The organism is Marinobacter sp. W-8 (genome assembly GCF_044342215.1).
Classification (GTDB): Bacteria; Pseudomonadota; Gammaproteobacteria; order Pseudomonadales; family Oleiphilaceae; genus Marinobacter; species Marinobacter nauticus.
This window is the reverse complement of sequence record NZ_CP172297.1, coordinates 2,134,608-2,159,880: the sequence shown is the minus strand read 5'-3', so window position 1 is coordinate 2,159,880 and position 25,273 is coordinate 2,134,608. Positions and strand designations below refer to the sequence as shown.

29 protein-coding genes are annotated in these 25,273 nt (G+C 55.7%); 7 read left to right on the top strand and 22 right to left on the bottom strand.

Annotation, left to right across the window (positions count from 1 at the left end; translation table 11 throughout):
* Window positions 1-10: 10 nt before the first annotated feature.
* The 4 genes from ACF8YQ_RS10090 to ACF8YQ_RS10075 form a co-directional block, all read right to left on the bottom strand.
* A complete protein-coding gene (locus ACF8YQ_RS10090; protein WP_396621290.1) occupies window positions 11-415 on the bottom strand; it encodes a bacteriohemerythrin in 405 nt (134 codons plus the stop codon).
* 152 nt (window positions 416-567) lie between these two features.
* Window positions 568-1,047: a GNAT family N-acetyltransferase gene (locus tag ACF8YQ_RS10085; RefSeq protein WP_396621289.1), complete on the bottom strand. Its 480-nt coding sequence runs from the start codon at window positions 1,045-1,047 to the stop codon at window positions 568-570.
* Window positions 1,048-1,053: 6 nt separating this feature from the next.
* The gene (locus tag ACF8YQ_RS10080; RefSeq protein ID WP_113879638.1) at window positions 1,054-1,386 is read right to left on the bottom strand and encodes an SMR family transporter; all 333 of its coding nucleotides are present in this window, start codon (window positions 1,384-1,386) and stop codon (window positions 1,054-1,056) included.
* Between the two features lie 68 nt (window positions 1,387-1,454).
* Window positions 1,455-2,144 carry an aspartate/glutamate racemase family protein gene (locus ACF8YQ_RS10075; RefSeq protein WP_396621288.1) on the bottom strand — a complete coding sequence of 230 codons (690 nt, stop codon included), beginning with the start codon at window positions 2,142-2,144 and terminating at the stop codon, window positions 1,455-1,457.
* Between the two features lie 251 nt (window positions 2,145-2,395).
* Between ACF8YQ_RS10075 and ACF8YQ_RS10070 the strand changes: the two genes are divergently transcribed.
* Window positions 2,396-2,557: a CCGSCS motif protein gene (locus ACF8YQ_RS10070; protein WP_222533636.1), complete on the top strand. Its 162-nt coding sequence runs from the start codon at window positions 2,396-2,398 to the stop codon at window positions 2,555-2,557.
* A gap of 38 nt (window positions 2,558-2,595) precedes the next feature.
* Here ACF8YQ_RS10070 and ACF8YQ_RS10065 read toward each other — a convergent pair whose 3' ends face one another.
* The 12 genes from ACF8YQ_RS10065 to ACF8YQ_RS10010 form a co-directional block, all read right to left on the bottom strand.
* Window positions 2,596-3,003 carry a hypothetical protein gene (locus tag ACF8YQ_RS10065; RefSeq protein ID WP_396621287.1) on the bottom strand — a complete coding sequence of 136 codons (408 nt, stop codon included), beginning with the start codon at window positions 3,001-3,003 and terminating at the stop codon, window positions 2,596-2,598.
* 60 nt (window positions 3,004-3,063) lie between these two features.
* Window positions 3,064-3,558, bottom strand: a complete 495-nt coding sequence (locus ACF8YQ_RS10060) for a hypothetical protein (protein ID WP_396621286.1) — start codon at window positions 3,556-3,558, stop codon at window positions 3,064-3,066.
* 132 nt (window positions 3,559-3,690) lie between these two features.
* Entirely contained in the window at window positions 3,691-4,497 is an 807-nt protein-coding gene (locus ACF8YQ_RS10055; protein ID WP_396621285.1) for a tetratricopeptide repeat protein, read from the bottom strand.
* Window positions 4,498-4,612: 115 nt separating this feature from the next.
* Window positions 4,613-5,167: a helix-turn-helix domain-containing protein gene (locus tag ACF8YQ_RS10050; RefSeq protein WP_396621284.1), complete on the bottom strand. Its 555-nt coding sequence runs from the start codon at window positions 5,165-5,167 to the stop codon at window positions 4,613-4,615.
* A 208-nt stretch (window positions 5,168-5,375) separates the two neighbouring features.
* On the bottom strand, window positions 5,376-5,837 hold the full coding sequence (locus ACF8YQ_RS10045) for a carboxymuconolactone decarboxylase family protein (protein ID WP_396621283.1): 462 nt from the start codon (window positions 5,835-5,837) through the stop codon (window positions 5,376-5,378).
* A gap of 231 nt (window positions 5,838-6,068) precedes the next feature.
* Window positions 6,069-6,689 (bottom strand): hypothetical protein, encoded by a 621-nt coding sequence (locus tag ACF8YQ_RS10040; protein ID WP_396621282.1) that lies wholly within the window; start codon window positions 6,687-6,689, stop codon window positions 6,069-6,071.
* 82 nt (window positions 6,690-6,771) lie between these two features.
* The gene (locus ACF8YQ_RS10035) at window positions 6,772-7,308 is read right to left on the bottom strand and encodes a hypothetical protein (protein WP_396621281.1); all 537 of its coding nucleotides are present in this window, start codon (window positions 7,306-7,308) and stop codon (window positions 6,772-6,774) included.
* Window positions 7,309-7,353: 45 nt separating this feature from the next.
* Window positions 7,354-8,331, bottom strand: coding sequence for a glycosyltransferase (locus ACF8YQ_RS10030; RefSeq protein WP_396621280.1), 978 nt, complete (start codon window positions 8,329-8,331; stop codon window positions 7,354-7,356).
* Complete coding sequence (locus ACF8YQ_RS10025) at window positions 8,328-8,870, bottom strand: DinB family protein (protein WP_396621279.1); 543 nt, start codon at window positions 8,868-8,870, stop codon at window positions 8,328-8,330. The genes ACF8YQ_RS10030 and ACF8YQ_RS10025 overlap by 4 nt, the downstream gene beginning before the upstream one ends.
* A gap of 93 nt (window positions 8,871-8,963) precedes the next feature.
* Window positions 8,964-9,350 carry a tautomerase family protein gene (locus tag ACF8YQ_RS10020; RefSeq protein WP_396621278.1) on the bottom strand — a complete coding sequence of 129 codons (387 nt, stop codon included), beginning with the start codon at window positions 9,348-9,350 and terminating at the stop codon, window positions 8,964-8,966.
* 193 nt (window positions 9,351-9,543) lie between these two features.
* Window positions 9,544-10,242: an NrdJb gene (locus ACF8YQ_RS10015; protein ID WP_396621277.1), complete on the bottom strand. Its 699-nt coding sequence runs from the start codon at window positions 10,240-10,242 to the stop codon at window positions 9,544-9,546.
* 30 nt (window positions 10,243-10,272) lie between these two features.
* Complete coding sequence (locus tag ACF8YQ_RS10010) at window positions 10,273-12,411, bottom strand: adenosylcobalamin-dependent ribonucleoside-diphosphate reductase (RefSeq protein WP_014421772.1); 2,139 nt, start codon at window positions 12,409-12,411, stop codon at window positions 10,273-10,275.
* Window positions 12,412-12,698: 287 nt separating this feature from the next.
* Between ACF8YQ_RS10010 and ACF8YQ_RS10005 the strand changes: the two genes are divergently transcribed.
* Window positions 12,699-12,905 carry a hypothetical protein gene (locus ACF8YQ_RS10005; protein ID WP_147232538.1) on the top strand — a complete coding sequence of 69 codons (207 nt, stop codon included), beginning with the start codon at window positions 12,699-12,701 and terminating at the stop codon, window positions 12,903-12,905.
* Window positions 12,906-12,969: 64 nt separating this feature from the next.
* A complete protein-coding gene (locus ACF8YQ_RS10000) occupies window positions 12,970-13,788 on the top strand; it encodes a DUF6160 family protein (protein WP_121206340.1) in 819 nt (272 codons plus the stop codon).
* Between the two features lie 60 nt (window positions 13,789-13,848).
* Here ACF8YQ_RS10000 and ACF8YQ_RS09995 read toward each other — a convergent pair whose 3' ends face one another.
* The 3 genes from ACF8YQ_RS09995 to ACF8YQ_RS09985 all read right to left on the bottom strand — a co-directional run bounded on the left by ACF8YQ_RS09995 (window position 13,849) and on the right by ACF8YQ_RS09985 (window position 16,596).
* Window positions 13,849-14,643 (bottom strand): ABC transporter ATP-binding protein, encoded by a 795-nt coding sequence (locus ACF8YQ_RS09995; RefSeq protein WP_396621276.1) that lies wholly within the window; start codon window positions 14,641-14,643, stop codon window positions 13,849-13,851.
* Between the two features lie 9 nt (window positions 14,644-14,652).
* Entirely contained in the window at window positions 14,653-15,555 is a 903-nt protein-coding gene (locus ACF8YQ_RS09990; RefSeq protein WP_014421769.1) for an ABC transporter permease, read from the bottom strand.
* A 66-nt stretch (window positions 15,556-15,621) separates the two neighbouring features.
* A complete protein-coding gene (locus tag ACF8YQ_RS09985; RefSeq protein WP_396621275.1) occupies window positions 15,622-16,596 on the bottom strand; it encodes an ABC transporter substrate-binding protein in 975 nt (324 codons plus the stop codon).
* A gap of 268 nt (window positions 16,597-16,864) precedes the next feature.
* Between ACF8YQ_RS09985 and ACF8YQ_RS09980 the strand changes: the two genes are divergently transcribed.
* Complete coding sequence (locus tag ACF8YQ_RS09980) at window positions 16,865-18,532, top strand: AMP-binding protein (protein ID WP_396621274.1); 1,668 nt, start codon at window positions 16,865-16,867, stop codon at window positions 18,530-18,532.
* Between the two features lie 84 nt (window positions 18,533-18,616).
* Here ACF8YQ_RS09980 and ACF8YQ_RS09975 read toward each other — a convergent pair whose 3' ends face one another.
* Window positions 18,617-20,305 (bottom strand): iron ABC transporter permease, encoded by a 1,689-nt coding sequence (locus tag ACF8YQ_RS09975; protein ID WP_121206343.1) that lies wholly within the window; start codon window positions 20,303-20,305, stop codon window positions 18,617-18,619.
* 150 nt (window positions 20,306-20,455) lie between these two features.
* Window positions 20,456-21,469, bottom strand: a complete 1,014-nt coding sequence (locus tag ACF8YQ_RS09970) for a Fe(3+) ABC transporter substrate-binding protein (RefSeq protein WP_014421765.1) — start codon at window positions 21,467-21,469, stop codon at window positions 20,456-20,458.
* 194 nt (window positions 21,470-21,663) lie between these two features.
* On the opposite strand from ACF8YQ_RS09970, the gene ACF8YQ_RS09965 reads away from it, so the two are divergent.
* The 3 genes from ACF8YQ_RS09965 to ACF8YQ_RS09955 all read left to right on the top strand — a co-directional run bounded on the left by ACF8YQ_RS09965 (window position 21,664) and on the right by ACF8YQ_RS09955 (window position 24,086).
* Window positions 21,664-21,942 carry a PilZ domain-containing protein gene (locus tag ACF8YQ_RS09965; RefSeq protein WP_014421764.1) on the top strand — a complete coding sequence of 93 codons (279 nt, stop codon included), beginning with the start codon at window positions 21,664-21,666 and terminating at the stop codon, window positions 21,940-21,942.
* Between the two features lie 62 nt (window positions 21,943-22,004).
* Window positions 22,005-22,601 carry a hypothetical protein gene (locus ACF8YQ_RS09960; RefSeq protein WP_023008186.1) on the top strand — a complete coding sequence of 199 codons (597 nt, stop codon included), beginning with the start codon at window positions 22,005-22,007 and terminating at the stop codon, window positions 22,599-22,601.
* A gap of 177 nt (window positions 22,602-22,778) precedes the next feature.
* Window positions 22,779-24,086 (top strand): HD-GYP domain-containing protein, encoded by a 1,308-nt coding sequence (locus ACF8YQ_RS09955; protein ID WP_114434912.1) that lies wholly within the window; start codon window positions 22,779-22,781, stop codon window positions 24,084-24,086.
* On the opposite strand, the gene ACF8YQ_RS09950 is transcribed toward ACF8YQ_RS09955, so the two are convergent.
* Window positions 24,076-25,191: an organic solvent ABC transporter permease gene (locus ACF8YQ_RS09950; RefSeq protein ID WP_114434911.1), complete on the bottom strand. Its 1,116-nt coding sequence runs from the start codon at window positions 25,189-25,191 to the stop codon at window positions 24,076-24,078. The two genes, ACF8YQ_RS09955 and ACF8YQ_RS09950, sit on opposite strands and share 11 nt — an antisense overlap.
* Window positions 25,192-25,273: the final 82 nt, after the last annotated feature.

Below are 25,273 nucleotides of genomic sequence, written 5' to 3'. Positions count from 1 at the left end.
ATTGCGTTTCTCAGCCTACGCCATGAGCGCGAAAGTGCTCCACGTAGGCTTTATCCACTTTAAGGATGTGGTGCGTTAGCCAGTCTTTGAGCAATGCCAGGGCTTCACCACCGGCGGCTTCGCCATTCTCGTGCTGGTCGATAAGCCCCATCACCTTGCTGGTGAACTGATCGTGCTCGGCTTTATGGGCGTCGGATTCCGGATAGCCCAGCCTCAGGAAAAGATCTTCCTCTACAATGAAGTGGTTCATTGTGTAATCCATCAGGGATTCCAGAATCTCCCCTAGCTCGTTTTTATCAGCACCCGCCTCCAGAGCGGCATGTAACTGATTGGTTTTATCCACCAGCCATCGGTGCTGTTCATCAATCTCTCCGATTCCCACTTCAAGCTCTTTACTCCACGGCCAGAAAGTCATCGGTACATCTCCTGAAGTCCTGATTATTGTTTTGCTTCCTCAGGCATCCTATGAACAGGCGTTCAGAGAGATATTGATCGACATCAAGAAGGGGGCGGCCGCACCCCGGTGTGAGGTGCGATTTGCAATATCAGGACAGGGTGAAGGTTGGTCTACAGAGATTTACGCATCAGGTACCGCAGGAACTGGGCGCCACGCACCGTGACTCGCTGCTCATCCACCACCTCAAAACCGTGGCGCTCGAAGAAGGGCCGGGCGACCACGCTGGCCTCGGTCTTGAGTTCTGTTACGCCCAAGTCTTTCAGCTGTTGTTCCGCCTCGTGATAAAGGGCAGAAGCAATGCCGCGACGGGCATAGTTCGGGGCGGTGAATACCAGATCAATATGGCCATCTTTTTCATAGGAAATGAAACCGGCGAGATCTGAGCCTTCTTCTGCCACCAGGGTCTCCAGAGACTCCAGGCGCTCGCGCCAGGTATCCAGATGTGGCGTGCGTGAAGCCCAGGCATAACGCTGGGTTTCGTCGTAGGCACCTGCCGTTAGCTCGTGCACGGAATCGGTGAATAGGCGAACCACCGGGCTCAGATCCTGAATCCGGTATTTACGAATAGTGATCGAAGTTACGGTACTCATGTCGGTTCAGTGTGCACCTGTGTTGGAAAGCAGGTTGATAACCAATACGCCGGCTACAATCAGCAGCATACCGACAACCGCAGGAAAATCCAGCTTTTGACCGAGCAGTAACCAACCAATGAGCGAAATTAATACAATGCCCAGCCCGGCCCAGACGGCATAGGCAATCCCCACTGGAATCACCTTGATGGCCAGCGCCAGAAAATAGAAGGCCACACTGTACCCGATCACCACCACAACACTTGGCAGCAGGCGGGTGAATCCGTCACTGGATTTCAGGGCCGAGGTAGCAATCACTTCGGCCACAATGGCCAGACCAAGAAGCAGCCAGCTTTTCATAGAACGTGTTAAAACCATCACCAAGTGAATGAGGAGCTAAACTGTGGCGGCTGAAATGGCTGCGCTGGTCACGCTAACGCGTGCGCCACGGCTTGCTCAGCGTGGATGCGGGTGGTGTCGTAAAGCGAAATGGCAGTATCAGCCTGCTGCACCAATAAGCCGATTTCGGTACAACCCAGTATTATACCTTGCGCTCCCCGTGCGGCCAGCGAGTCCAGCACCTGCAGATAGCCCTGCTTGGAAGGTTCGCGGATAATCCCACGGCAAAGCTCGTCATAAATGACGGTATGCACCAATGCCCTCTGGGCATCATCCGGCACCAGAACGCGAATGCCCCGGTTCTCCAGGCGCCCCTTGTAGAATGCCTGTTCCATGGTGAATTTTGTGCCGAGAAGGCCGACACAATCGATCCCATCGCGATTAAGCGCATCAGCTGTCGCATCGGCAATGTGCAGCATGGGCAGGCCAGAAGCCTTCTCAATACTATCTGCCACTTTGTGCATGGTGTTCGTGCACAACACAAAGAAATCGGCCCCTGCCGCAGCCAACGCCTTGCCGGCCGCACCAAGAATTTCCCCGGTCGCCGCCCAGTCTCCCTGATGTTGCAGGACTTCGATCTCGGCAAAATCCACACTGTAGAGAACCAGTCGTGCTGAGTGCAGCCCGCCCAGCTCGTCCCGGACTTTCTGGTTGATCAACTGATAGTAGGTTTGGGTGGACTCCCAGCTCATTCCACCGATGAGGCCTATGGTTTTCATAGTAGTGGCTTCGTCCTTTGAACAAATTGAACCAGGTAAGACTGCCTGGAATCCGCGCGGCTTCCGTCGAGTTCCCTGAGCTTTGGGGAAACCCTGATGGTATTGTCTTCAGCATGACTCTGTATAGAGGCTCCGGCACGGGAATCAAATTTGAGGTTACCTGAGGTGTAAATTGCTTGACCGAACGGATGTCTCCCAATAACATTCATAAAAAATGAATGTTAAATCCAGTAGTAAACCGAGGAGTCCAAATGGCCCTGTCATTCGTGAATATTTTCAAGAAAGAAGACGCAGAAACTGAAAGCAATGGCGTTGAACACGTCGAGGCAAGTGGTACTGCGGAGACGCAGAACGACGAGCCAAAAAAGGGTGGGCACGGTGAGGGCGGTACCTGCTGCGGCTCTTGCTCGTAAGCCTGAGCTTTAAGTTAACCCCGGGCTAGAGCTCGGGGTTAGTTTCGATCCTTTAACACTGAATAAATCTGATACGCCGCATGTTCTGCGCCTTCAGAAGGCGCCTTTCGGTTTTTTTCCCAAGAAGCCAACAAATTCAGAACCCGCTTTTCGTCATTACTGCGGAATCCAGGCCAGTACACGTAGGGCACCAGGTTCGGGCGGCTGATGAAAAACAGCGCGGTTTCCTCCGGTTTGTCTTCAATATCGCCCCGCAGCCCCAGGGTGAAACGTTGTCCATCGCTTCCGGTGAGCGACACCAGCAAGGAGTTGTTGTCATCTACGTGCCGGGCATCACTCACGGTGATGGGTGGCTCAAGGCTGGGCACAGAGGTTATGGCGTACTGAAAAACAATCAGAGCCAGAAGCAGGACAATAAGCCCCGCCAAAGCGATCGATTTAACCATGAGCGTCTCGTGGAACCAGTTCAAAGTGGGCTTTAATGGCGGGCTGCAAGTGTATCACTACTACCTGGCTTGCAAGTCTCCGGAAATAAGTCTTACCGCAACATCGCCGTATTGCGTGCTGTTTTCTCTTACATGCTCGGAGCCGAACAGATTCAGCCACTGATCGTCCTTTAGCAATACCTCTCCGGTGCTGGTGCTATTTTGCTGGCCGGCCACATAATTGCCGGCAAAGCTAAGCATGAAATCCTCGGGGGATTCCGGCAGGGCTCTTAGTTCAAAGTCCAGTGTCATTTCAGGTGACGACACAAAGCCCTTGCCGTCAGGGTCTACGTCAACTTTCAGTAGACGCGATTGTTCCAGAAACGCCGGGCGTAATTCGGTGGGAGCCTTGCCTGGCTCTGTGGCCTGGCATTCGCAATAGCGAACCTCCAATACCATCGGGCTGTTTTTGAGGTAGTGTTCGGGAGACGGGCCGCCGGCCTGGGTAATGCCTGGAAGCAGGCACAGCGTTGTAAGGCCGAGCAAACCGAATTTGAGTGATGCGATCCTTTGCATGATTGAGCTCCTTTCAAGGTTTAACCATAGATGTTCAAGCTATTCTGTTTTAAGTTCCGCCGCAAGTTACGTCGGCCGATTAGAAAAGCCTGCACATTAGCATGCATCGTTTGCAAGCAGACTGGCCACGAATCAAAACGCCTGATTCCGCTTCCTGCGTGCCTCCGCTAACTGGCTCACCGCGAGCCCGTAGGGTTTCAACTCTACGGCTCGCTTCAGGTTATGAACGGCTTCCCGGTAACGCTTCTGGCCCAATAGAAATGAACCGTAATTGCCCCAGGCGTAGGCATAGTCCGGGTCCAGATCGATCATTTCCTGATACAGCCTATCCCGCTCCTCAAGGTTTTTAGTAGCCTTGGCCAACCGCATGCGCTCCTGAAGCAACAGCCGTTTCTGATACTTCTGGGATGCTCTGCTCTCGATTTCTTTGAAACCCTCTGCGGCGAATTTTTCGTCTTTGTGGTGTATCGCGATAACCGTCCGCAGGTACCAGGGGTAGAAGCTCTGTTCATCCAGTGAGTCTGCGGTATTCAAATGATCCCAGGCCGTACGTAGTTCGCCTTGAATAATGAGCACCATGGCTAACTGAACGTGTGCCATGGCCAGATTCGGCCCGTTACGAACCGCGCGTTCAGCCTGTTGCCTTGCCGTGCTGACGGCGGTTTCCTCATAGGCGCGACGATCGTGTCGTTGCCCAACCTTGTAGCCGCTCACCAGAGTCAGGCGTGATTGGGCAACCGCTACCCATGGTTCGTCGCCGTCCAACAAGTTGGCTCGCTGAATGAGATAACTCGCTTCATTGCGTTGATCAAGATCGAGAGGGTCACGCTCAATCAAGAAATACGCCTGCCTGGCCATTTCGACAGCGGTGGCAGCTTGAGTCAGAGCGGAGAATAAGGTGAGGACGATTAGCGCGCAGGCGCTTTTGATTCCCTTCATAAGAGACAACTCCAAGTTTGCTGATCTGCACTGGTCGGGGGCTGCATATGAACCTGAGAACAGGCTACGAAAAATGAGTAGGGGGATTCCAGTCCTCATGCCTCATTTTCAGTGATTACACCTTGCCCGGCGTGATACGCGCAATCGCACGAAACTCCCGGGTCATATGGGCCTGGTCGCTGAAGCCGAACTGGTGAGCTATTTCAGCCAGGTTGACCTGGCCATGCTCACGAATGTAATTGATGGCCCGTTTCACCCGAAGAATGCGCTGGTACTGCTTGGGCGTCATTTCCATCCAGTGTTTGAAAAGGCGTTCCACATGGCGCTGACTGATTTCCAGGTGTTGTGTGAGCGAGCCCGGTTCCGCATCATCTCTCATACAGTCCAGAGCCTGCTGCAGTGCGCCGGGAATGAGCCGGGTGAGCCGGAAGTTGTTCTCGGCCCAGCTCTGCAACGTGCCCACGCGGCTCACGTTGTCGTGACAGGTTTTGAGGCGGGAGAAGAGCGGAAGTAGGCCGGGCAAATGTATCGGGTCGCCGGTCAGCGCCGTTGGCCGGCCAAAGTGCTGGCGGATCAGGCCATAACCGATGGCCGGCTGAAAGCGAATCCCCGCGAGCTCTGATCCCGGCGCCAGTGATACCCGGGCGGCCACCTTCTCAACCGGCAACACAACAACCCCTTCAGGAATTATTGTACCCCCAATTCGCACGTCCCCCACGAGATTAAACCAGATGCTGCTGCACGCCTCAGAATGCAGCAGCTTTGCCACCGGTTCCGCTGCCGATTCAGAGACGGTCGCAGACCAAAGCCCCTGAACAAAGGCCGACAGCGGGCCCGATGGACAGGACAACTGAAAGTCGAACGCAGGTTTGCGGAGGTTACTTGGGTTTATAACTGCCTACCTCTGGCTTGAAGGTTTTGACGATCCGGTTCCAGCTGTTAATGGCGTTCACCGCGACGGTTACATCAACCAGCCCTTTTTCGCCAAAGACCGTTGCCGCTTTGTCATAGCAGTGGTCGTCCACCGGCTTGCCCTGGGTAAGATGCTCCGCCCACCCAAGAGCCGCGCGCTCTGTGGCTGAGTACATCGGCATATCCCGCCACGCACTCAAGCCAATCAATCGTTCAATCGTTTCGCCCTGGGCCAGGGCATCTTTGCTGTGCATATCCACACAAAAGGCGCACTGGTTAATCTGCGATACCCGTAGCTTCAGCAGCTCCCACAACGCCGTGCTCAGGATGTTGGATTCGCTGAACTGCTCTTTGAGATAGGCTTCCTGATCCAACAGGATCTGCATGGCTCTGGGTGCCAGCCCGATATAGTTCGCGCGTTCAGTCATCGTTCATCTCCTCCAATGGTGTTGGAGTTTCACCATACTGACTGCGGGCGAGCCGGTATTGAAGATTTTCGACACGACGCCACTCACTGGCGTTTGATGCACAGCTTGACGTAAAGGCAATAACTTGCAAATAACAGAATCGGCACTGCGTACCAGAGATAGGAGATTTCACCCGCGCCAGAGCGGTAGAAACCAATCACAATTTTTTATCCGCTGATTAAGCAGAGCAGTCTACAACGTGCCAATGGCTCTGCGGAGGTTCTGTTTTGCTTGATCTTCGTATCTTTCTTTAAACAGCTCAAGGTTGTAAATGCTGCCACTACTCAGAAAGGACCGAAGCAGCTCCTTTCGCTTCTTGCGGTAGATAAACCCGGGCACCAGCCTGTATTCCTTGCGTACGTTACGCTCAAACTGATCGTACACCTCGGGCGGGGCGCCCAGAATGGCAAGATCGATATCTACAATCAGCTGCTCGTCCGGCGTCTTCACGTTGCCATTGTGCATAGTGGCCATGATGAGGTTGTGCACGCGCTCGATGCCTGCCTTACCGTAACTGTGAGCAGTCAGGAACGCCTGTGCCCAGTTTGCGCTGTCCAGCTCGTTAGTCTTCGACAGGGGCTTGTAGATGGCATCGTGGAACCAGATGGCCAGCTCCAGCTCTTCCGGCCTTTCAGCGATTTCCTTTACGCCGTCAAAGTGGGTAAGCATGGCAGCAATGTGGTCGACGGTATGGTAGAACCGGTGTTTCTCTGAGTAGGCGGCATGGAGTGTGTCATAACACGCTGCTGAAGGCGGGAGCCCCAGAGCGCTCATCAGGGTTTGCCATCGTGTTTGGTTCATTGCTTTAGCCATGAGCGACCGCCTTATGACGCGACGCGGATAGTTGCCGGTGCCGCAAGAGTAGGGGAATCCAGAGTTGCCTGCTAAAAGCCGATCACTCCGAGGCAATAAACTGAACGATAGCGGCCTTTCTGTTGTGATTCTTCAGCCAATCCTTGATTTCAACGGCCTTGGTGGTATCGGTTTCTCCAACCAGTTTTTTCAGGCGCTCGACTTTCTTGCTCTCCATCTTTTCATCCCGAACCTTTCGCTGCCATTGGTCGGTGAAAACCTTGGGAAGTTTGTGTGCCAGTTCCAGGGACTTGAGTAACGTCCATTCGCTGCCATCGAGCCAGGCCTCATCACAGAATGCGCAGAGATCGATACGGTTCTTGTGCTCGCTGGATACCGAGTACTTGGTCATCAGTTTGCTGCACTTGGGGCAGGAGAGGGCGGTTTTGGCATCGTTTTCGACGGTTACATCCGCGTCTACGGCTTCGCTCTGATCGACCGGTGCATTTCGTTCCGCCCAGTCGCGATAGTAGAGCAATGACAGCGAGGCACCCTCACAGTCCGGGCAACCCATAACCGGGAGGCCATCCTCAATTTTGGTGGGTTTCAGGTCGGTGTTTCTGCATTTTGGGCATTTCATGGTCATTCCTTTTTTGATGAAAGCCAGTTTGGGAGGCTACCAATGTCAATCTGGTCTCGCACCACGGCGGGGAAAGATCACCCGATAAACGGTGCGCCATACCACCGAATCCAGGGGAGCATACCGCAACGCCTGAGCAACCGCGCGCCAGGCCGTCGCAGATTTGCCAACCGTCGCAAAATGACGGGCTTTCCGGCAATAGAAGCGGGCCAGGCCCCAGCGGATGTCACCGGGCTTGAGTGTACTTCCGTATTCCTCGATAAAATCACGAATGATGGCTTCGTTCGCGGCAAATCGGCGCTTCTTGTCGCTGGAAATCTGGTCTGCCATCACCCGGTAATAACCCCAGTACTCGGGCACATACAGGAAGGTGAAACGGGCTGAAAAACGCAGCCAGATGTCGTAGTCGTCGGCAACGCCGTAGCGGCCGGAAAACCCGCCCATGGCATCGAAACATTCCCGCCGCGCCATTACCGTGTTGATGCTCACGCTGTTGTCCACCAGCATCTGGCGAGCAATCCGGCCCGAGTACCGGCGCATATTCTTGCGGGACAACTCCCGGCCCTGTTCGTCGATCATGATCTCATCACTGTGAAGGACATCCACCTCCGGGTGAGCCTGCATCAGCGCCACTTGCCGTTCCAGCTTTTTAGGCACCCATAGGTCATCGGAATCCAGAAAACACAGTAATTCGCCCCGGGCATATTGAAGCGCCAGGTTGCGGGCAATGCTCTGGCCCTGGTTTTCCTGAAAGTGGTAGTGGATGCGGTCATCATCCAGGTAACTGGCCAGCTTCTCACGGGTGCCATCCCGGGAGCCATCATCAACGATGATCAACTCCCAGTGGGGATAGGATTGGGCCAACACAGACTCGACCGCTTGCGTGATGGTGCGCTCACGGTTGAAGGTGGGGGTGATGATGCTGACCAGAGGAGCAGACGCAGGCACAAGTTGTCCTGATTGGTGTCCTTCGCGGGACTGAGGTGCCGCAGGGGAGGCTGCAGAATTGAAGCGATGGGTCATGCCTGAGACTCTTCGGGAATCTGAACCAACAGATCAGTCGCCCCAATATCCACCCCTGCCTGGGAGAGCAAAGTTGACACTTGCCCCCGATGATGGGTTTGATGGTTGAAGAAATGAAGCACCAGGCTTGAAAACCGTTTACTGGCCGGAATCCCTTTGGTGTTGTGATAACTGAGAGTGACAGCGAGATCGTCTTCGGTTAACTCGGAAATCCAATGGATAATCTGCCAATCCAACCAGGTTCGATGTTCTGTTAATTGCGCAATATCACCAAAGAGAATTTGGTTCAGGCTAGTTGGATTATCAAGGGTAGCGATTTCTCGGAGCGAGACCTGACATGACGGATGAGTAGCAAAACGTTTGAGCCAGATCGTATCTCCGACGAGGATATGGTTCAGTGTTCCCAGAATAGAACCAAAGAAGGCGCCGCGATCTTTCGCCAGTTCATCGGCCGAAAGCTTTGCGGCCGCATCGTAGACCTTTGAGTTCATCCACTGATTGTAAGTGGCGAGCAGTTCAAAGTGGTTTTTCAGGTTCATTGGAATTCCGTTCCGTACCTAGCTGTAAAGCCTTGAATTGTCCTCGAATGGCGGTGAAGTCCCAGAAGCAAATGGGTGGCTTTGACCACATTGTTACACATTGACCGAGTACTTGAGGTCACGTGCCTCATCTCCGGTCATAATACGAAAGCCCCAGCAGTGGGGAGGTTGTTCCTTGATTGTGATCTCAACATCCACGGGTGAGATGCCAACCACGGACTCAATCTTGTGGAAGAGCTCCTTGATCAAAGCTTTTTGGGTCTCGGGCGTTCGGCCCTGCATCATGTTGATTTCAATTACCGTATAGGCGGGCGTTCTGCCACCTGGATAATAAAAATCCTCGGGTTCCATCGGGATAAAACGATGAGCCCGCTTGTCTTCCGGTATACCGAGTACGGACTGCATGCATCCGTGAATGACCTCGGAGAGCTGAGCCTTGATCGGATTAAGATGTTCTTTGATTCCATAGATGACTATCACGATGCCTCCTGCAATGTGTAATGCCCGCAAAGACGGTGTAGAACCTGAATGGACCTAATTGATTGGTTGCATTTACTCTTCGCACACGGGCATATGTGCCAGCCTATCACGAAGCACTGATAATTCCCCGCCCAACAAAAAGGCCCGGAAGCTTCCGCAACCGGGCCTTTTCATCACTCAGCGGTCAATCACCTTAACCGCATTTGCTGTCGCCACAAGACAGGCAGGTAGCGCAGCCATCCATCACGATCACCGCCTTGGTGTTGCACTTGCCGCACATGGTGGCGTTGGCCGGGTAATCGCTGCCGGAATCATCATTGGTGGCCTTGTTCTGGCTGGCTTCAAACTCGGCGCGTTTCTCGGCGAGGATGCGTTTGGTGGTTTCGCTCAGCTCGTCGCTTTCCAGCAGGCCGATGGCCTTCAGGTGCTTCTCGATCACGGCGCCGATCTCGGCTACCAGTGAGGGCATGAACACGCCGCCCTTCTTGAAGTACCCGCCGTTGGGGTCGTACACGCTGCGCAGCTCTTCCACCAGGAAAGTGACGTCACCACCTTTGCGGAACACCGCTGAGATAACGCGGGTGAGGGCGATAACCCACTGGAAGTGCTCCATCGATTTGGAGTTGATGAACACTTCATACGGCTGCCGGCTTTCGTGATCGGTGTCTTCGTTCAGCAGGATGTCATTGATGGTAATGTACATCGCGTGCTCGGCCACCGGCGGCTTGATCTTGTAGGTGGTGCCCAGGAGGAAATCCGGGCGTTCGATGTTCTCGTTCATCTCCACCGGTTTGGTGTCGGCTTTCACCGGTGCCTGGTGTTCACCCGTAGTCTCGGTATCGGCTTTCTTTACCCGGTAGCCGACGATCTTGTTGCTGATTTTCACTGTCATGTTCGTAATTCCTGTCTGTCGGTTCCCGGATTAATACTTGCCGTAAGTGCCTTCTTTCAGCGCGTCGAAGAGGTTGGCGGCGGTGTGAATTTCGCCGTCGTACTCTACCTGTTCGTTGCCGCGCAGGGTCACTTTGCTGCCGTCGTCCAGGGTGAACTCATACATTGTGTTCTCAAGGTCTTTCTCTTTAACCAGTACGCCCTGGAACGCTTCCGGGTTGAAGCGGAAGGTGGTGCAGCCTTTCAGACCCTTGTCGTAGGCGTACAGGTAGATGTCCTTGAAATCCTGGTACGGGAATTCTGTAGGAACGTTAGCGGTTTTGGAAATGGAGGAATCTACCCATTTCTGTGCCGCAGCCTGGATGTCGACGTGTTGCGTGGGCGTTACGTCGTCGGAGGTAGTGAAGTAGCTGGGCAGCTTCTTGTCTTCTTCATCGGAGAACGGCATGGCGCCCGGGTTCACCAGGTGGCGGTAGGCCAGCAGTTCGAAGCTGAATACGTCTACCTTCTCTTTGGTTTTACGGCCTTCACGAATGATGTTCCGGGCGTAGTGGTGAGAGAAGCTCGGTTCAATGCCGTTACTGGCGTTGTTGGCCAGGGACAGGCTGATGGTGCCGGTCGGGGCAATGGAGGTGTGGTGGGTGAAGCGGCCACCTTTCTCGGCCAGTTTGGCTACCAGCTCCGGCTCTACTTCGGCAATACGGCCCATGTAGGCACTGTACTTGGCGTGCAGTACCTTGCCTTTGACCTTGTCGCCCACCTTGATGCCGTCTTCGGCCAGTTTCGGGCACTTGGTCATCATCTTCGGCGTTACTTCAAACTCGTCGTCCATGATTGGCGCCGGGCCTTTCTCTTCGGCCAGGGCCAGGGACTGGCGCCAGCCTTCTACCGCCATTTCACGAACCACTTCTTCGGTAAACTTAACGGACTCGTCAGAGCCGTAAGGCATGCGCAGCATGGCGAGGGTGGAGCCCAGGCCCAGAATGCCCATACCGTGGCGACGCTTGTAGGTGATCTCATGGCGCTGTTCGCCCAGGGGCAGGCCGTTGATTTCGACTACGTTGTCCAGCATGCGGGTGAAGGTGCCCACCACTTTGCGGTACTTCTCGTAGTTGAAGCTCGCTTTCTCGGTGAACGGGTACTCAACGAACTTGGTGAGGTTCACGGAGCCCAGCAGGCAGCTGCCGTACGGGGGCAGGGGCTGCTCGCCACAGGGGTTGGTGGCGCGTATGTCTTCGCAGAACCAGTTGTTGTTCATCTGGTTGACCTTGTCGATCAGGATGAAACCTGGCTCGGCGTAGTCGTAGGTGCTGGTCATGATGGTGTCCCAGATGAACTGGGCTTTGACCGTTTTGTAGATGCGGCAGGCGACCTTGCCTTCGTTGTTCACCACGTAGCCTTCCTGTACCGGGAAGTCACGGTAGACGAACTGGCTGGCGTCGGTCAGGTCCAGGCCTTCGTCGTCGGCTTCTTTCTGGGTAACCGGGAAGGACAGGTGCCAGTCGTCGCCGTTGCGCACGGCTTCGATGAAGTCTTCGGTGATCAGCAGGGACAGGTTGAACTGGCGCAGGCGGCCGTCTTCACGCTTGGCCTGGATGAATTCGATCACGTCCGGGTGGTGTACGTCGAAGGTGGCCATCTGGGCACCGCGGCGGCCACCAGCGGAAGACACGGTGAAGCACATGCGGTCGAAGATATCCATGAACGACAGCGGGCCGGAGGTGGTGGCACCCGCGCCGGCGACATAGGCACCGCGTGGGCGCAGGGTCGAGAATTCGTAACCGATACCACAGCCGGCCTTGAGGGTGAGGCCCGCTTCGTGGTTTTTCTCCAGGATATCGTTCATGGAATCCTGGATGGTGCCGGATACGGTGCAGTTAATGGTGGAGGTGGCCGGCTTGTGGGCTTCGGCTCCGGCGTTGGAAGTAATGCGGCCGGCGGGGATGGCGCCGTTTTGCAGGGCCCACAGGAATTCCTTCATGTACTTGTCGCGTACATTCTTTTTCTCAACCTCGGCCAGGGCCTTGGCCACGCGCTCGTAGGTTGCGTTGATGTCTTTGTCGACAGGCTCGCCGGTCTTGGTCTTGAGCTGGTACTTGCTGCTCCAGATATCCAGCGAAGCTTCCTGCATGGGAATCGTTGTGATCACTGCCTGTGCCTTAGCGTTCATTGCCACCCTCGGTTTTCAGTATGTCTCTTTTTTGAAGACGCCGTCCTCAGCGCCTTACCCCTGTGTGTTTCTGGTACTTCATGGGTTATCTGGCCAGCAGAATCACTATATATGGTGTCCGTGCCTGGCCGGGAAGACTGCCTTCCATAACCGGAATTCTGTGTTGATCACTGCAGCCAGCCTTGTGTCTGCTGGCATTTCTACTGCTTGACAATCAGTAGGTGTTGGCGTAGCTGACCCTATATATGGGCTTATTTTTTGGGAAGTATAACAGGATATAGTGTTCTGTGAATAAGAGAGCAACTATTGATTGGCGCCTGTGGGCAAAGAAAATCAATGGAAAAGTTCTTGAATCTGCGGGAAGCCGCGCCATTAACGGATTCTCTGCATGTCACTACATCTTGTGGTTAAAAAGTGTGCGCCTGAAAAGTTCTGGAATGCAGGTTTTTGTGACTTCTGCACGTATCCAAAAACGACGTGTCGGTAGAGTATGAAAGTGGCGTCGTAATACTGCAGTGGCCCACAGGAAGTGATAACGACTATAAAAGGAAAAGAACAATGAAAGGCCTGAAACCTACCGTTCTTGCGCTGTGTATTGCCGGGGCGCCCCCTGCGGCCCTGGCGTTTCAACCGTTGGATGAAACCACGATGGGAAACATCACCGGCCAGGCGGGTGTGACCATTGAACTGGAGACCAAGCTGAACATTGATCGGTTCATCTACACCGATGAGGGGTCGCTTGAGATCAACAACATCTTCGTGGGCGGTACCAACCGGACCGACCTGTTTCCGGAACTGGGCGTTAACCTGATGGGCGGCGCTGCCCAGCAAACCGACCTGCTGGACAACATCCGCATTGAAATCGATGTGCTCAGTGACGGCGATGCCATCATCAACGTGCTGCCGCAGATGTTCGGTGCGGTGGATGTGCGGGTCTCCACCGACCAGTGGAATCTGGTTGGCACCACAGACTCCACCACCATCCTTGATAATTTCACCGCTGACATTCTGATGGGCGGCGCCAATATCGAGATTGATGCGGATACCGACGTGATGAACCTGCGCGCCGATATAGCGATTGATAACCTGGAGTTCGATGCACCGTTCCTGGCGGTGGGCATCCGGGATCTGCGCCTGACCGGTGATACCTATGATCCGGTTCGCAACAAAAACATTCCGGACCTGTTCGCCAAGGTGGACCTCGATATCTACAAGGGCTCTAACAGCCTGGGTGTCGACAGCCTTGCGGTCGATATGGATTCGTTCCGCGCTGACATGACCATTGGCGGTGTGCTGGTGGGTGGTACGTCCATTGGCAGCATCTTTATGGACGACCTGGCCATTACCAATACCCAGATGGTGATCTACGGCCACTAAAATGGCTAAGTAGAAACAAAAACGGGGCCGCGTGGGCCCCGTTTTTGTCTGTCGGCTGTTTCAACCCAACAACAGACTGTCGTCGTCCACCTCCAGGCCGCGCTGTTTCTCGAACAGGCCCAGCAGGTCTTTCACTTCCAGTCCGTCCCGGTCCTTACCGGCAATATCGAATACCACCTGGCCCTGGTGCAGCATCACCGTACGGCTGCCGACTTCCAGTGCCTGTTTCATGCTGTGAGTGACCATCAGGGCGGTGAGCTCCTGCTCCTCGATGATCTGCTGGGTGAGTTCCAGCACGAAGTTGGCGGTTTTCGGGTCCAGTGCGGCAGTGTGCTCATCCAGCAACAGTATGCTGGAGGGCGTCAGGCTGGCCATCAGCAGGCTGACGGCCTGGCGCTGGCCGCCCGAAAGCAGGCCCATTTTGTCGCCCAGGCGGTTTTCCAGGCCCAGTTTCAGCGTGGCAAGGCTTTCCCGGAACTGCCCGAGATACTGCTTTTTTACCGCACTGGTGAGGCCTCGGCTTTGGCCACGTTTGATGGCCAGTGCCAGGTTCTCTTCAATGGACAGGTTTTCGCAGGTGCCCGCCAGGGGGTCCTGGAACACCCGGGCAACCCGCGCCGCCCGTTTATGGGTAGGCAGCCGGGTAACGTCCAGGTTGTCGACGATAATCTGACCGCTGTCCACCATGACTTCGCCGGCGAGGGCGTTCAGGAAGGTGGATTTGCCGGCGCCGTTGCTGCCGATGACCGTCACGAATTCGCCCTGGTTTACCGTCAGGCTCATGCCCCGAAGGGCCGGGTTTTCCAGCGGGGTGCCTTTGCCAAAGGTAAGCCGCAGATCGGTTGCGCTGATCATAGTGCCTCCTCAGGCCTTTTTGCTGGTGAAACGACTGGCAATCTTGGTGCGAACGCCAGGCAGTACGATGGCCAGGGTAACCAGAACCGCGGTAATCAGATTCAGATCCTGTGCCTGCAGGCCGAGAACATCGGCATTCAGGGCAAAGGCAATGGCCAGTCGGTAGATGATGGCGCCCACCACACACGCCAACAGGGCGCGTACCACGGTGGAGGGGGTGATAACGGCTTCACCGCCAATCAGTGAGGCGAGGCCGATCACGATTACGCCTACACCCATGGTGACGTCTGCTGCCCCCTGGCTCTGGGCAAACAGGGCACCGGCCAGGCCCACCAGACCGTTGGAGAGAGCAACCCCGAGAATGATCATGCCACCGGTCGCAATGCCCTGGGCACGAGCCATGCGGGCGTTGGCGCCAGTGGCACGCATGGCCAGGCCGGTCTCGGATTTCATGAAACGCCACAGCAGAATCAGGGACACAATGGCGACCAGGGTAAACAGCAGCACCGGGACCTGATGGAAAGCCAGGCCCAGGTCGTACCAGGGAGTCAGTACGGTTTCTTCTGTGAGCAAGGCCACGTTCGGTCGGCCCATGATGCGCAGGTTCACGGAGTAGAGCGCAATCATGGTAAGGATGGAGGCCAGCAGGTTCAGAATGTTGAGTTTGACATTCAGGATGGCGGTTACGGCACCGGCGGCCATGCCGGCCAGTACCGCACAGCCAGTTGCCAGCCAGGGATTCCAGCCTTCAATAATCAACATGGCGGCGACGGCGGCGCCCAGGGGGAAGCTGCCATCCACCGTCAGGTCGGGGAAGTCGAGAACACGGAAAGAGAGATAGATACCAAAGGCAACCAGGCCGTAGATCAGGCCGGTTTCGAGAGCACCGTAGAATGCGATTTCACTGAGCATGGGTAGTTTTTCACCGTGAAAGAAAACGGGCGGGCCCTTTTGGGGTCCGCCCGTGTTGGTCAGGCGTTACTTGTCGTTTTTGACGACTTTGACGGCTTCCTGAATGAGGTCTTCGGGCAGAGTGACGCCCATGCGCTCGGCGGCCTCGGGGTTCACATACAGATCCAGTTCTTCCATGGTTTCAACCGGCATGTCGGCTGTGCCGGCACCTTCCAGTACGCGTGCGACCATGGCGCCGGTCTGCCGGCCGTGGTTGTAATAATTGAAGCCCAAAGCGGCCACCGCGCCACGCTCAACGGTGGCGGTGTCGGCAGCAAAAACCGGGATCTTGGCTCGTTCGCCAACGGAAATAACCGCTTCGGCGGCACTGATCACGGTGTTATCGGTGGTCAGGTAGATGGCGTCGGCCTTGCCTACCAGGGAGCGGGCTGCGCCCAGCACTTCAGAAGTCTTGGTGGCCGCACCTTTAACCAGCTCCAGACCGCGGGCCTGCAGGCGTTCTTCCAGCAGTTCAATCAGCGCGGCGGCGTTGGCTTCGCCAGGGTTGTAAACGGTGCCGATGCGCTTGGCGTCGGGCATTGCACGCTGCAGCATGTCCAGGTGCTTCTCGATGGGCAGCATATCGCTTACCCCGGTGATGTTGGCACCAGGGGACTCCCAACTTTGTACCAGTTTGGCGGCAACCGGATCGGTCACGGCAGAGAAGACCACGGGCACGTTACGGGCTGCGGCGGCAACGGTTTGTGCGGACGGTGTGGCAATGGCCACGATTACATCCGGGTTTTCACCCACAAACTTGCGGGCAATCTGAGAGGCAATGGCTGAGTTGCCCTGGGCACTTTCGTGCATCAGGCGCAGGTTTTCGCCTTCGCGATAGCCGCGCTCGGCCAGTTCGTCCTTAACACCCTCATGTACGGCATCCAGTGCCGGGTGTTCAACAATCTGTGTGATGGCAACAACACGGGGGTCGTCCGCTTGAACCAGGCTTGCTGCGGCAAGCAGCGAGGCGCCGATCAGCGTGCGCAGGGATTTCTTGGCCATATGCCCATCTCCGAGTCAGTTACTGTTTTTTCCCGTGAAACCGGGGGCAAAAATTCAAGGTGCGCAAGTTTAACACAGCCATGCGACAATCGGTGTAGGGGAAGGCGCAGTTTGTTGCGACGATCGTTTGAGTGGTTGCAGATGCAAATTATTTTGCACGGATCACGTTTTGACGGGCTCTGGTGTGTTGAAATAGGCTACTAAAGTCTAATAATACGAGAACGCGACAAAGCGAATCCGAAACTATAACGACAAATCAGGAAGGTCCATGGACACAACGAAAAAGCTCCCCCTGGATATGGTTTACCACTGGGAGGCCACCAGCCCTAATTCCCTTTATATGACGCAGCCCATTGGCGACGGTAAGGTGGTTGAGTACACCTGGGGCCGTGCCGTGGATGAGGCACGCCGGATGGCGGCGTACCTGAAATCCCTGAACCTGCCTGAGAAAAGCCGGATTGGTCTGATTTCCAAGAACTGCGCCCAGTGGGTGATGACAGACTGGGCCATCTGGATGGCAGGGCACATTTCCGTGCCGCTGTATCCCACCCTGAACGCCGATACCGTGAACTACATCCTCAACCACGCCGAGTGCGACGTGTTATTCGTGGGTAAACTGGATGACTGGGACAGTATGAAATCCGGTGTGCCGGAATCGGTTCGCTGCATTTCCTATCCGCTGAGCCCGCCCAACGATTTCGAGACCTGGGACGACATTGTTGCCAAGTACCCGCCGCTGGAAGGCAAAACCAAGCGGGACCCGGAAGAGCTGGCCACCATCGTGTACACCTCAGGCAGTACCGGCCGGCCGAAAGGGGTTATGCTCAGCTTCAACAACATGGCTTTCGCCGCCGCTGGTGGCATCGAGACTCTGGGCGTAGGGCCAGGTGAGCGCATGTTGTCCTACCTGCCGCTGGCTCATGTATTTGAGCGCACCTTTGTGGAGCTGGGCTCTTTGTATTCCGGCTTCCAACTTTATTTTGCAGAGTCTCTGGACACCTTCGTTCAGGATCTTCAGCGGGCACGGCCCACACTGTTCCTCTCGGTTCCGCGCCTGTGGGTGAAATTCCAGCATGGTGTCTTGCAGAAAGTGCCCAAGCAGAAGCTGGATCGTCTGCTGAAGATTCCGGTAGTGAACAAGCTGATCAAGAAGAAGGTGCTTAAGGGCCTGGGCCTGGACAAGGTGAAACTGGCCGGTTCCGGTTCCGCGCCGCTGTCCAATGATGTACTGGACTGGTATCGCAATCTCGGCCTGGAGCTGCTGGAAGGCTACGGCATGTCCGAGAACTTCGCATACTCCCACATGAACAAGCCGGGCCGTACCCGCACCGGTTATGTCGGTGAAGCCCTGCCGGGCGTTGAAGTAAAAATCAGCGAGCAGGGTGAAGTGCTGGTGAAGAGCCCGGCCACCATGATGGGTTACTACAAGGACGAAGAAAAAACCAAAGAGGCATTCACCGAGGATGGCTTCCTGCGTACCGGTGACAAGGGTGAGATTGACGAGATGGGGCGTCTCAAGCTGACCGGCCGCATCAAGGAGATCTTCAAGACCAGCAAGGGTAAGTACATTGCCCCGGCACCGATCGAGAATCGCCTGATGTCTCACGACGCCATCGAGATGGTGTGTGTGTCTGGCGCCAACCAGACTCAGCCCCACGCGCTGGTGGTTCTGGGTGAGGAGATTCGCCCGAAAGCCGCTGATGAGAGCTTCCGCAGGGAGCTGGAAGAAAGCTTCAAGCAGCTGATTCAGGATGTGAACAAAACCGTGGACCCGCACGAGCAGTTGGCCTTCATTACGGTGGTTAGCGATGAGTGGTCCATCGAGAACAGCTTCCTGACGCCGACGCTCAAGCTCAAGCGTAACGTGGTGGAAGACGCCTATCAGGCGAAAGTGGACAGCTGGTACGCCAAGAAGCAGCCGGTTATCTGGCAGTAAAGGCGACGGCTTACATGGTAAGTTCAAGAAGGCCCGGCAAACTGCCGGGCCTTCTTGTTTCTGGTGTTCCGATATCTGTGACCGTCAGGCCATGGTTCTGGAATTGGAGATGGACCGGTTCATCAGAATGATGGGGATGATACCGGCGACCACAATAATCAGGGCGGGAAGGGCGCTGTGATAGAGCTGTTCGTCTGAGGCAAACTGGTATACGTAGGTGGCCAGGGTCTCGTAATTAAAGGGCCGAAGAATCAGGGTGGCCGGCAGTTCCTTCATGCAGTCGACAAACACTACCAGGGCGGCAGTGACCAGGGTTCCACGCAGCATCGGCAGGTGTACGTTGATCAGGGTTTTGCCGGGAGTGTGGCCCAGGGAGCGGGAGGCCATGTCCATGCTGGGGGTGATTTTCTGGAGGGCGCTCTCCACACTGCCGGCAGACACCGCCAGAAAACGCACGGTGTAGGCAAAAATCAGGGCAAAGGCCGTTCCACTCAGCAGCAGGCCGGTGCTCACGCCAAGATAATCCCGCATCAGGGAATCCAGCCAGTTATCGAAGCCGGCCAGTGGCACGATGACGCCCACGGCCAGCACTGCGCCGGGCATGGCGTAACCGAGACTGGATAGGCGCATCAGGATCTGCATGCCACGGGTGTTGTGCAGACGGCGGCTATAGGCCAGCGTAACGCCGATGATCAGGGTGGTGAGCGCTGCCGCGCTGGACAGGAACAGGCTGTTAAACGTGTTCTGAATAAAATCCGGGTTCCAGCTGACATCAAAGTATTCCCAGGCGTAATAGCCCAGGGTGGCACCGGGGATTATGAAGCCAAATATCAGTGGCACGGCGCAGACGACGACACAGATCATCTGGCGCGGGAAAGACATAGTGAAGCGGTGAATCGGGTCACGGTTGTCGCGGGCCGCGTATTGTTGCTGGCGGCGCCGTGAATAACGTTCCAGGGTTACCAGGATCACCACGAAAATGAGCATCGTGGTCGCGATCTGGGCCGCGCCGCCCAGGTTACCCAGGTTCATCCAGGTATCGAACAGGCCGCGGGTGAGGGTTTGCACAGCAAAGAAATCGACGGTGCCGAAATCGTTCAGGGTTTCCATCAGCACCAGGGACAGGCCCACGGCAATGGCTGGCCGGGCAATGGGCAGAACTACCCGAAAGAAAGTGCTCAGTGCCGAATGACCCAGGCTGCGGCTGACGGCAAACAGTGAGGGTGATTGTTCAAGAAAGGCAGCTCGCCCCAGCAGGTACACATAGGGGTAGAGTACCAGTCCGATCATCAGGATGGCGCCTTCCAGGCTGCGGATTTCCGGAAACCAGTAATCGCTGGCGTTCTGCCAGCCAAACCACTCACGCAGGCCTCGCTGCACGGGGCCGGCGTAATCCAGCAGGCTGGTGTAGACATAGGCAATCACGTAGGCCGGTACGGCAAAAGGTAGCAGCAGAGCCCATTCAAAGAATTTCCGGCCCGGGAACTCGCACATGGTCACGGCCCAGGCGGTGGCCAGTCCGATCAACAGGGTTAGCGCGCCCACACCGATCATCAACTTGATGGTGGTGGTCAGGTAGCGGGGCAGGGTGGTTTCAATCAGATGAGGCCAGATGTTCTCGTCCGGGAACAGGGCCAGGAAGATCACCGACAGCACTGGAAGCGCGACAATAGCGGTGGTAAGGACGGCGCTGATCAGCCACCGTTTTGAGGTGCGTTTTGCCAGTAGCGGTTGCGAGAGCCCCGGGTTTGCACTGGAAACGACCTCGGTCATGGTGATCCTGTTAGCGTAGTGGTGATGAGAAGTGTTGCGATTTTAGATAGTGCGTTGCTTCCCTGCAATGACTGCGGTCATGTTTGTGGCCAACAAAAAAGGGTGCCCTGGACAGGACACCCTTCGGTTTACCGGTTGGTGTGAGGCTGATCAGCCGTCATAGTCAACGCGGTCAACCAGCTTCACAGCCGCTTCGCGGTTGTTGGCGATTTCCTGCAGTGACAGATCGTCCGGGTTGATCTCACCCCACTCGGCTACCAGGCCAGAAGGCTTCACTTCCGGGTTCGCCGGGTACTCGGTGTTGGCTTCCGCGTAGATGCGCTGGGCTTCCGGTGAGGACAGGAATTCCATCAGCTTGATGGCATTGTCCTTGTTCGGCGCGCTCTTGGTGAGGGAAATGCCACTGATGTTTACGTGAGTGCCACGACCTTCGGCATTCGGGAATACCAGGTTAACCTGTTCGGCGATCGGGCGCTGGTTTTCGTCCATCAGCATGTTGCCGTAGTAGTAGCTGTTGCCAATGGAAATGTCGCAGACGCCTTCAGCGATGGCTTTGATCTGGTCGCGATCGCCACCCTGGGGTTTGCGTGCCAGGTTTTCTTTGACGCCTTGCAGCCACTCTTCGGTCTTTTCTTCACCGTGGTGGGCGATCATGGAGGAGATCAGGGCGATGTTGTACGGGTGCTTGCCGCTGCGGGTACAGATGCGGCCTTCCCACTTGTCATCAGCCAGTTGCTCGTATGTGGTGATCTCACCCTCTTCAACGCGATCTTTGGATGCGAAGATCAGGCGACCACGAGTGGTCAGGGCGTACCACTTACCTTCCGGGTGGCGCAGGTTCTCCGGAATGTTCTCCTGCAGCGTGTCGGTCTCAACGCCGGCAACGAGGTCTTTCTCAACCAGTTCGTTGATGCGTGAAATGTCGACCGTCATCACCACGTCTGCCGGGCTGTTTCGGCCTTCACGCTCAAGGCGCTCGGCCAGACCCTGCTTGGCAAAGACAACGTTCGCTTCAATGCCTGTTTCTTCGGTGAAGGCGTTGAGCAGCGGTTCCAGCAGGTAAGCCTGACGGTAGGAATAGATATTGACCTCGCCGTCGGCAGAGGCAGACAGCGGCATGGCGGCCAGAGCGATGGCGGCAGTTGCGGCAAGTTTCATTCGCATAGTGGTGATCCTTTCTGTCGCGTTGCTAAAAGGTGAACATTCGCCTGTAATCGAATGTGACAGGCAGTTAAAAACGACAACTATTCTCATTGCTAACCGCGAATGAGTCAATAACCCTTCGGGGATATTTTTCAGAAAATAGTGTTATGCTTCAGAACACTATAAGAAGGCAGCAAATAGCAGGGTTTCCGAGCATGGTCGGTAGTGATCGCAGAGAGCATAGCCGCACGGCAATGAGCGCAAAAGTGAAGTTGGTCCATGAACAGTTGGGAGAATTCGTCTTCTCTACCCGTGACATCTCAGACGGCGGCGTTTTCATCGTTGTGGGTGAACAGGTTTTCGAGCCCTCCTTGGGCGATTGCGTAAGCGTTCAGGTGCAGGGGCTTCCTGTGCCGGCCCCCATTCTGGACATGGTGGTGGTGCGTCGCACGGTTGACGGGTTCGGGTTGCAGTTTGCCGATACTGCCGAATAGTTGACGGAAGGGAATCTCATGATGGAGATAATGGGCGCAGTTAAAAGAAAAGGTTTTGCCTGATGAGTTCACCTGCGTACTTCAGATTGATGGTCTCGGTGTTTGTTGTGCCGATGGCAATGCTATCAGGATGCGCCAGCTACTATACTCACTATGCCATGTTCCCCGCGGAGAATTCCGCGGGTGAAACCCGGCAGGTGCGGGTGAACTGGCAAAGCGCGGAGTATCCAGAGTGGTGGCCGGGCCGTAATCAGGCCACCACCATGAAACTGGAAACCCAGTGTAGTGAACGGGTCTGGCGTATTGCCGACAGCAGTCATGACAGTGCTGGTGATTGTGGTGATGGCATTCGTGCTTGTGGAGACCCCTCGCTGGATGTCTTGGCGGCAACAGGTTCGCCAGCCACAGGGCAGTCTTCCTGTCTCACGGTAAAAACGCCGCAGGGAGGAGGCCGGGTGGCCGATGTCGGCAGCCGCTTTGAGCTTCTGGTTTCCTGCCACCCTGCGAGGGCAACCCTGATGAAGGGTGGCGAAGAGGTGAATGTTGATTACATTCGTCCGTCTGCAGTCGCCTATACGGTTTATGCCAGGAAGGTGCCCCGGGGCTCTTTGAATGCGCGTCTGCCGGATTTTGACGAGACTCAGTGCCTGGAAGATTGAAGTCTGTCTGCTTTTTCCTGTGAGCTTTGTCACAGTGATACATTTCGTTGCCGAGTGAAAATCTGAGTTACGACTTGTTGCGCTTTGGTGACGGTTCGCTACCAAATAGTAATGGTGTCTTGCCGTTAACGTGGCAAACTGGGAACTGTCAAAGAATCCCTGTTCCTGAGGTGTCTAGTGGGCGTTCGTCAGAAAAAAATTGCGGCACATGATCTTGAGATCGGCATGTTCGTGTCTGATCTTGATCGCCCCTGGCATCAAACACCGTTTCCTATCCAGGGCTTTTACCTCCGTTCCGAAAACGATCTGAAAGCCGTTGTCTCCCACTGTAAGTGGGTGATGGTTGATGTGGCGGAAACCCGCGAGGAAATCACCTTCGGGCCCGACAAGGTTCGCCCCTTTGCCCGACGCTCTAACACCCGTGCGGGTGGTCGTGAGGAAATGCAACTGGCGCCACTGAGTATTCGTGAACCGGTTGTTTACAAGAATGATGTCCCCCTTCGTAAAGAACTCAAAGCATCCCGCAAGCTCCTGAACGATGCGGAATTGGCATTAAGCCGTATGTTCGAGACCGTTCAGGACGATCAGGTGCCGGATCTGCGCCCGGCTGCGGACGTCACCCGCCGCATGGTAGAGAGCGTCGTTCGCCAGCCGAACGCGCTTTTGTGGTTGAGCCGCACCCGCCAGTATGATGATTTTGTGTATCGGCATGCCCTGAATACCGCAGTATGGGCCCTGGTGTGTGGCCGGCAGCTAGGATTGAACGAAGGGCTCCTGAACCATCTGGGAGTGGGGTGTCTTTTGTCGCAGGTGGGTAAGACCGCATTGCCTAAAGAGATGCTGGCCCGAGAGCACCGTCTATCCACTGAAGAATACGCGACTTATCGCACCTATGTTGAACGTGGTTGTCAGATGCTGGAAGGCGCGGGTCTCTCCAGAGCCGTTATGAGCGTGGTTCAGGGGCACCGAGAGCGACACAATGGTTCCGGCTTTCCACAGGGAATTCGTGGCGACCGTATCCCGCTGCTGGCAAAAGTTGCAGGTATTGCAGAATTCTTTGAGTCTTTGATTGCGCCCAGGGATGATCAGGATCCCATGACACCGGCAAAAGCGGTATCGCTGTTGTACGATATGCGCAATATCGAATTTCAGGAAGATCTTGTTGAGGCTTTTATCCAGGGCGTGGGCGTGTATCCGACCGGTACTCTGGTGGAGCTTTCTGATGGCCAGCGTGGCATTGTGGTATCCCACTCACCGGGAAGGAGGCTGTGGCCCAGCGTGATGGTCATGCAGGACGCCGAGCATCGGCCGCTGAAATCCGCAAAGATTGTTGATCTGGCCCGGCACAATGAGTCCCGAGGCGCCTCGGAGTTACTGACCGTGCGCGAGTGTTTGCCTCACGGCACCGAGGGCCTGGACCCGGCTGGCTACGATGTAACAGGTGCCGAGTCCCGTTGGTCCCTGGGTAAACTGATTAATCGATAAGTATGCGTATCTGCTTGCGCACCCAGCGATAGGTGCCCTCCGGCCGGAAGTTCACCAGAATTTCTGATTCACCGCCTGTGCGGCCGTCGACCACGTACTCCACTTCTGCCTCTTGCCAGCTTTCGGCGTTAACATAAACGTCGGTTGGGCGTGTGCTTTGGGCCTGCAGCTGGGCCAGTTGAGCGTCCCCCCTGATCTTTTTGACTTTCACGGACTGGATGCTGGTGTCGCCGGCGGCGTGTGTGGCGTCTTCCGGTGACAGGTAGTACTGCCTTGATAACTTCCGGGTTATAGCGGCGAGCTCTCTGCGAAGGTAATTGCGGGCCTGTTCGTTGTCGAATTCATCCATGTTGCGCACAGACTGGAGAATTCGTTCCCGGAGCGCCTCCAGATCTTCCTTGTAGTCGACATCAGGATCCAGCTCACCATCTACAGGGCGGTCATCGGCGTTGTCGATTTCCTCCTGGGTTGGCGGCTCACCGCACAGTGGGTCGTCTTTCGGGTGGAAGCAGATCTCCGCCAGGATCAGGTTGGCCGGCGAATTCTCGGCGGTAAACTCGCCGATGCTGACATTGAAATCTATGGTGTTCGGCAGGTTAGGATCATCAAGCGCCTGGTTGAGCTGGTTGATGACTCGCTCGCGGATGTCGATGCCCTCGTCGTCGTCTACGTTCTCGGTCCAGTTCAGGGCCAGAAGGAAGCGGGACAGGTTCATCAGTGTGTTGTTCTCAAACAATAGCTGTTCACGGACCTGGTGGCTGTTCAGTCCTTCATCGTCAACGGCCGGGGTTTGCAGGGCCGCGCGGGTGTCTTCCTGAAATTCCAGGAAGGTCACGTATTCCCTTGCCGGAATCCCTTCTGCGATAGGGAGATTGCCTACTTTGACCGAGAGTGTCTCGCCGGGGTAATAGCGGAACTCGCCACGTGTGTTGGTCTTTCCGGACTGACTGGCAGTCTGGTAGGTCAGCCCACCAACGCCCTGGAAATGAATTCGCCCGGTGCGGGTATCGTCGGATCCGGAGCTGCTGCCACTATCGAAGCAGCCGGTCAGGGCGATGGCTGCAGAGAGTGGCAGAATAAAGCGGGTGAGGTGAACGAGTTTCATGGCGTTTCGTACAATCCCTTCGCGTTGACCTGGAGCATCCGGTGGCCGGTGTCCGATTTGTAAGTTGTTGTAACCGCATTAT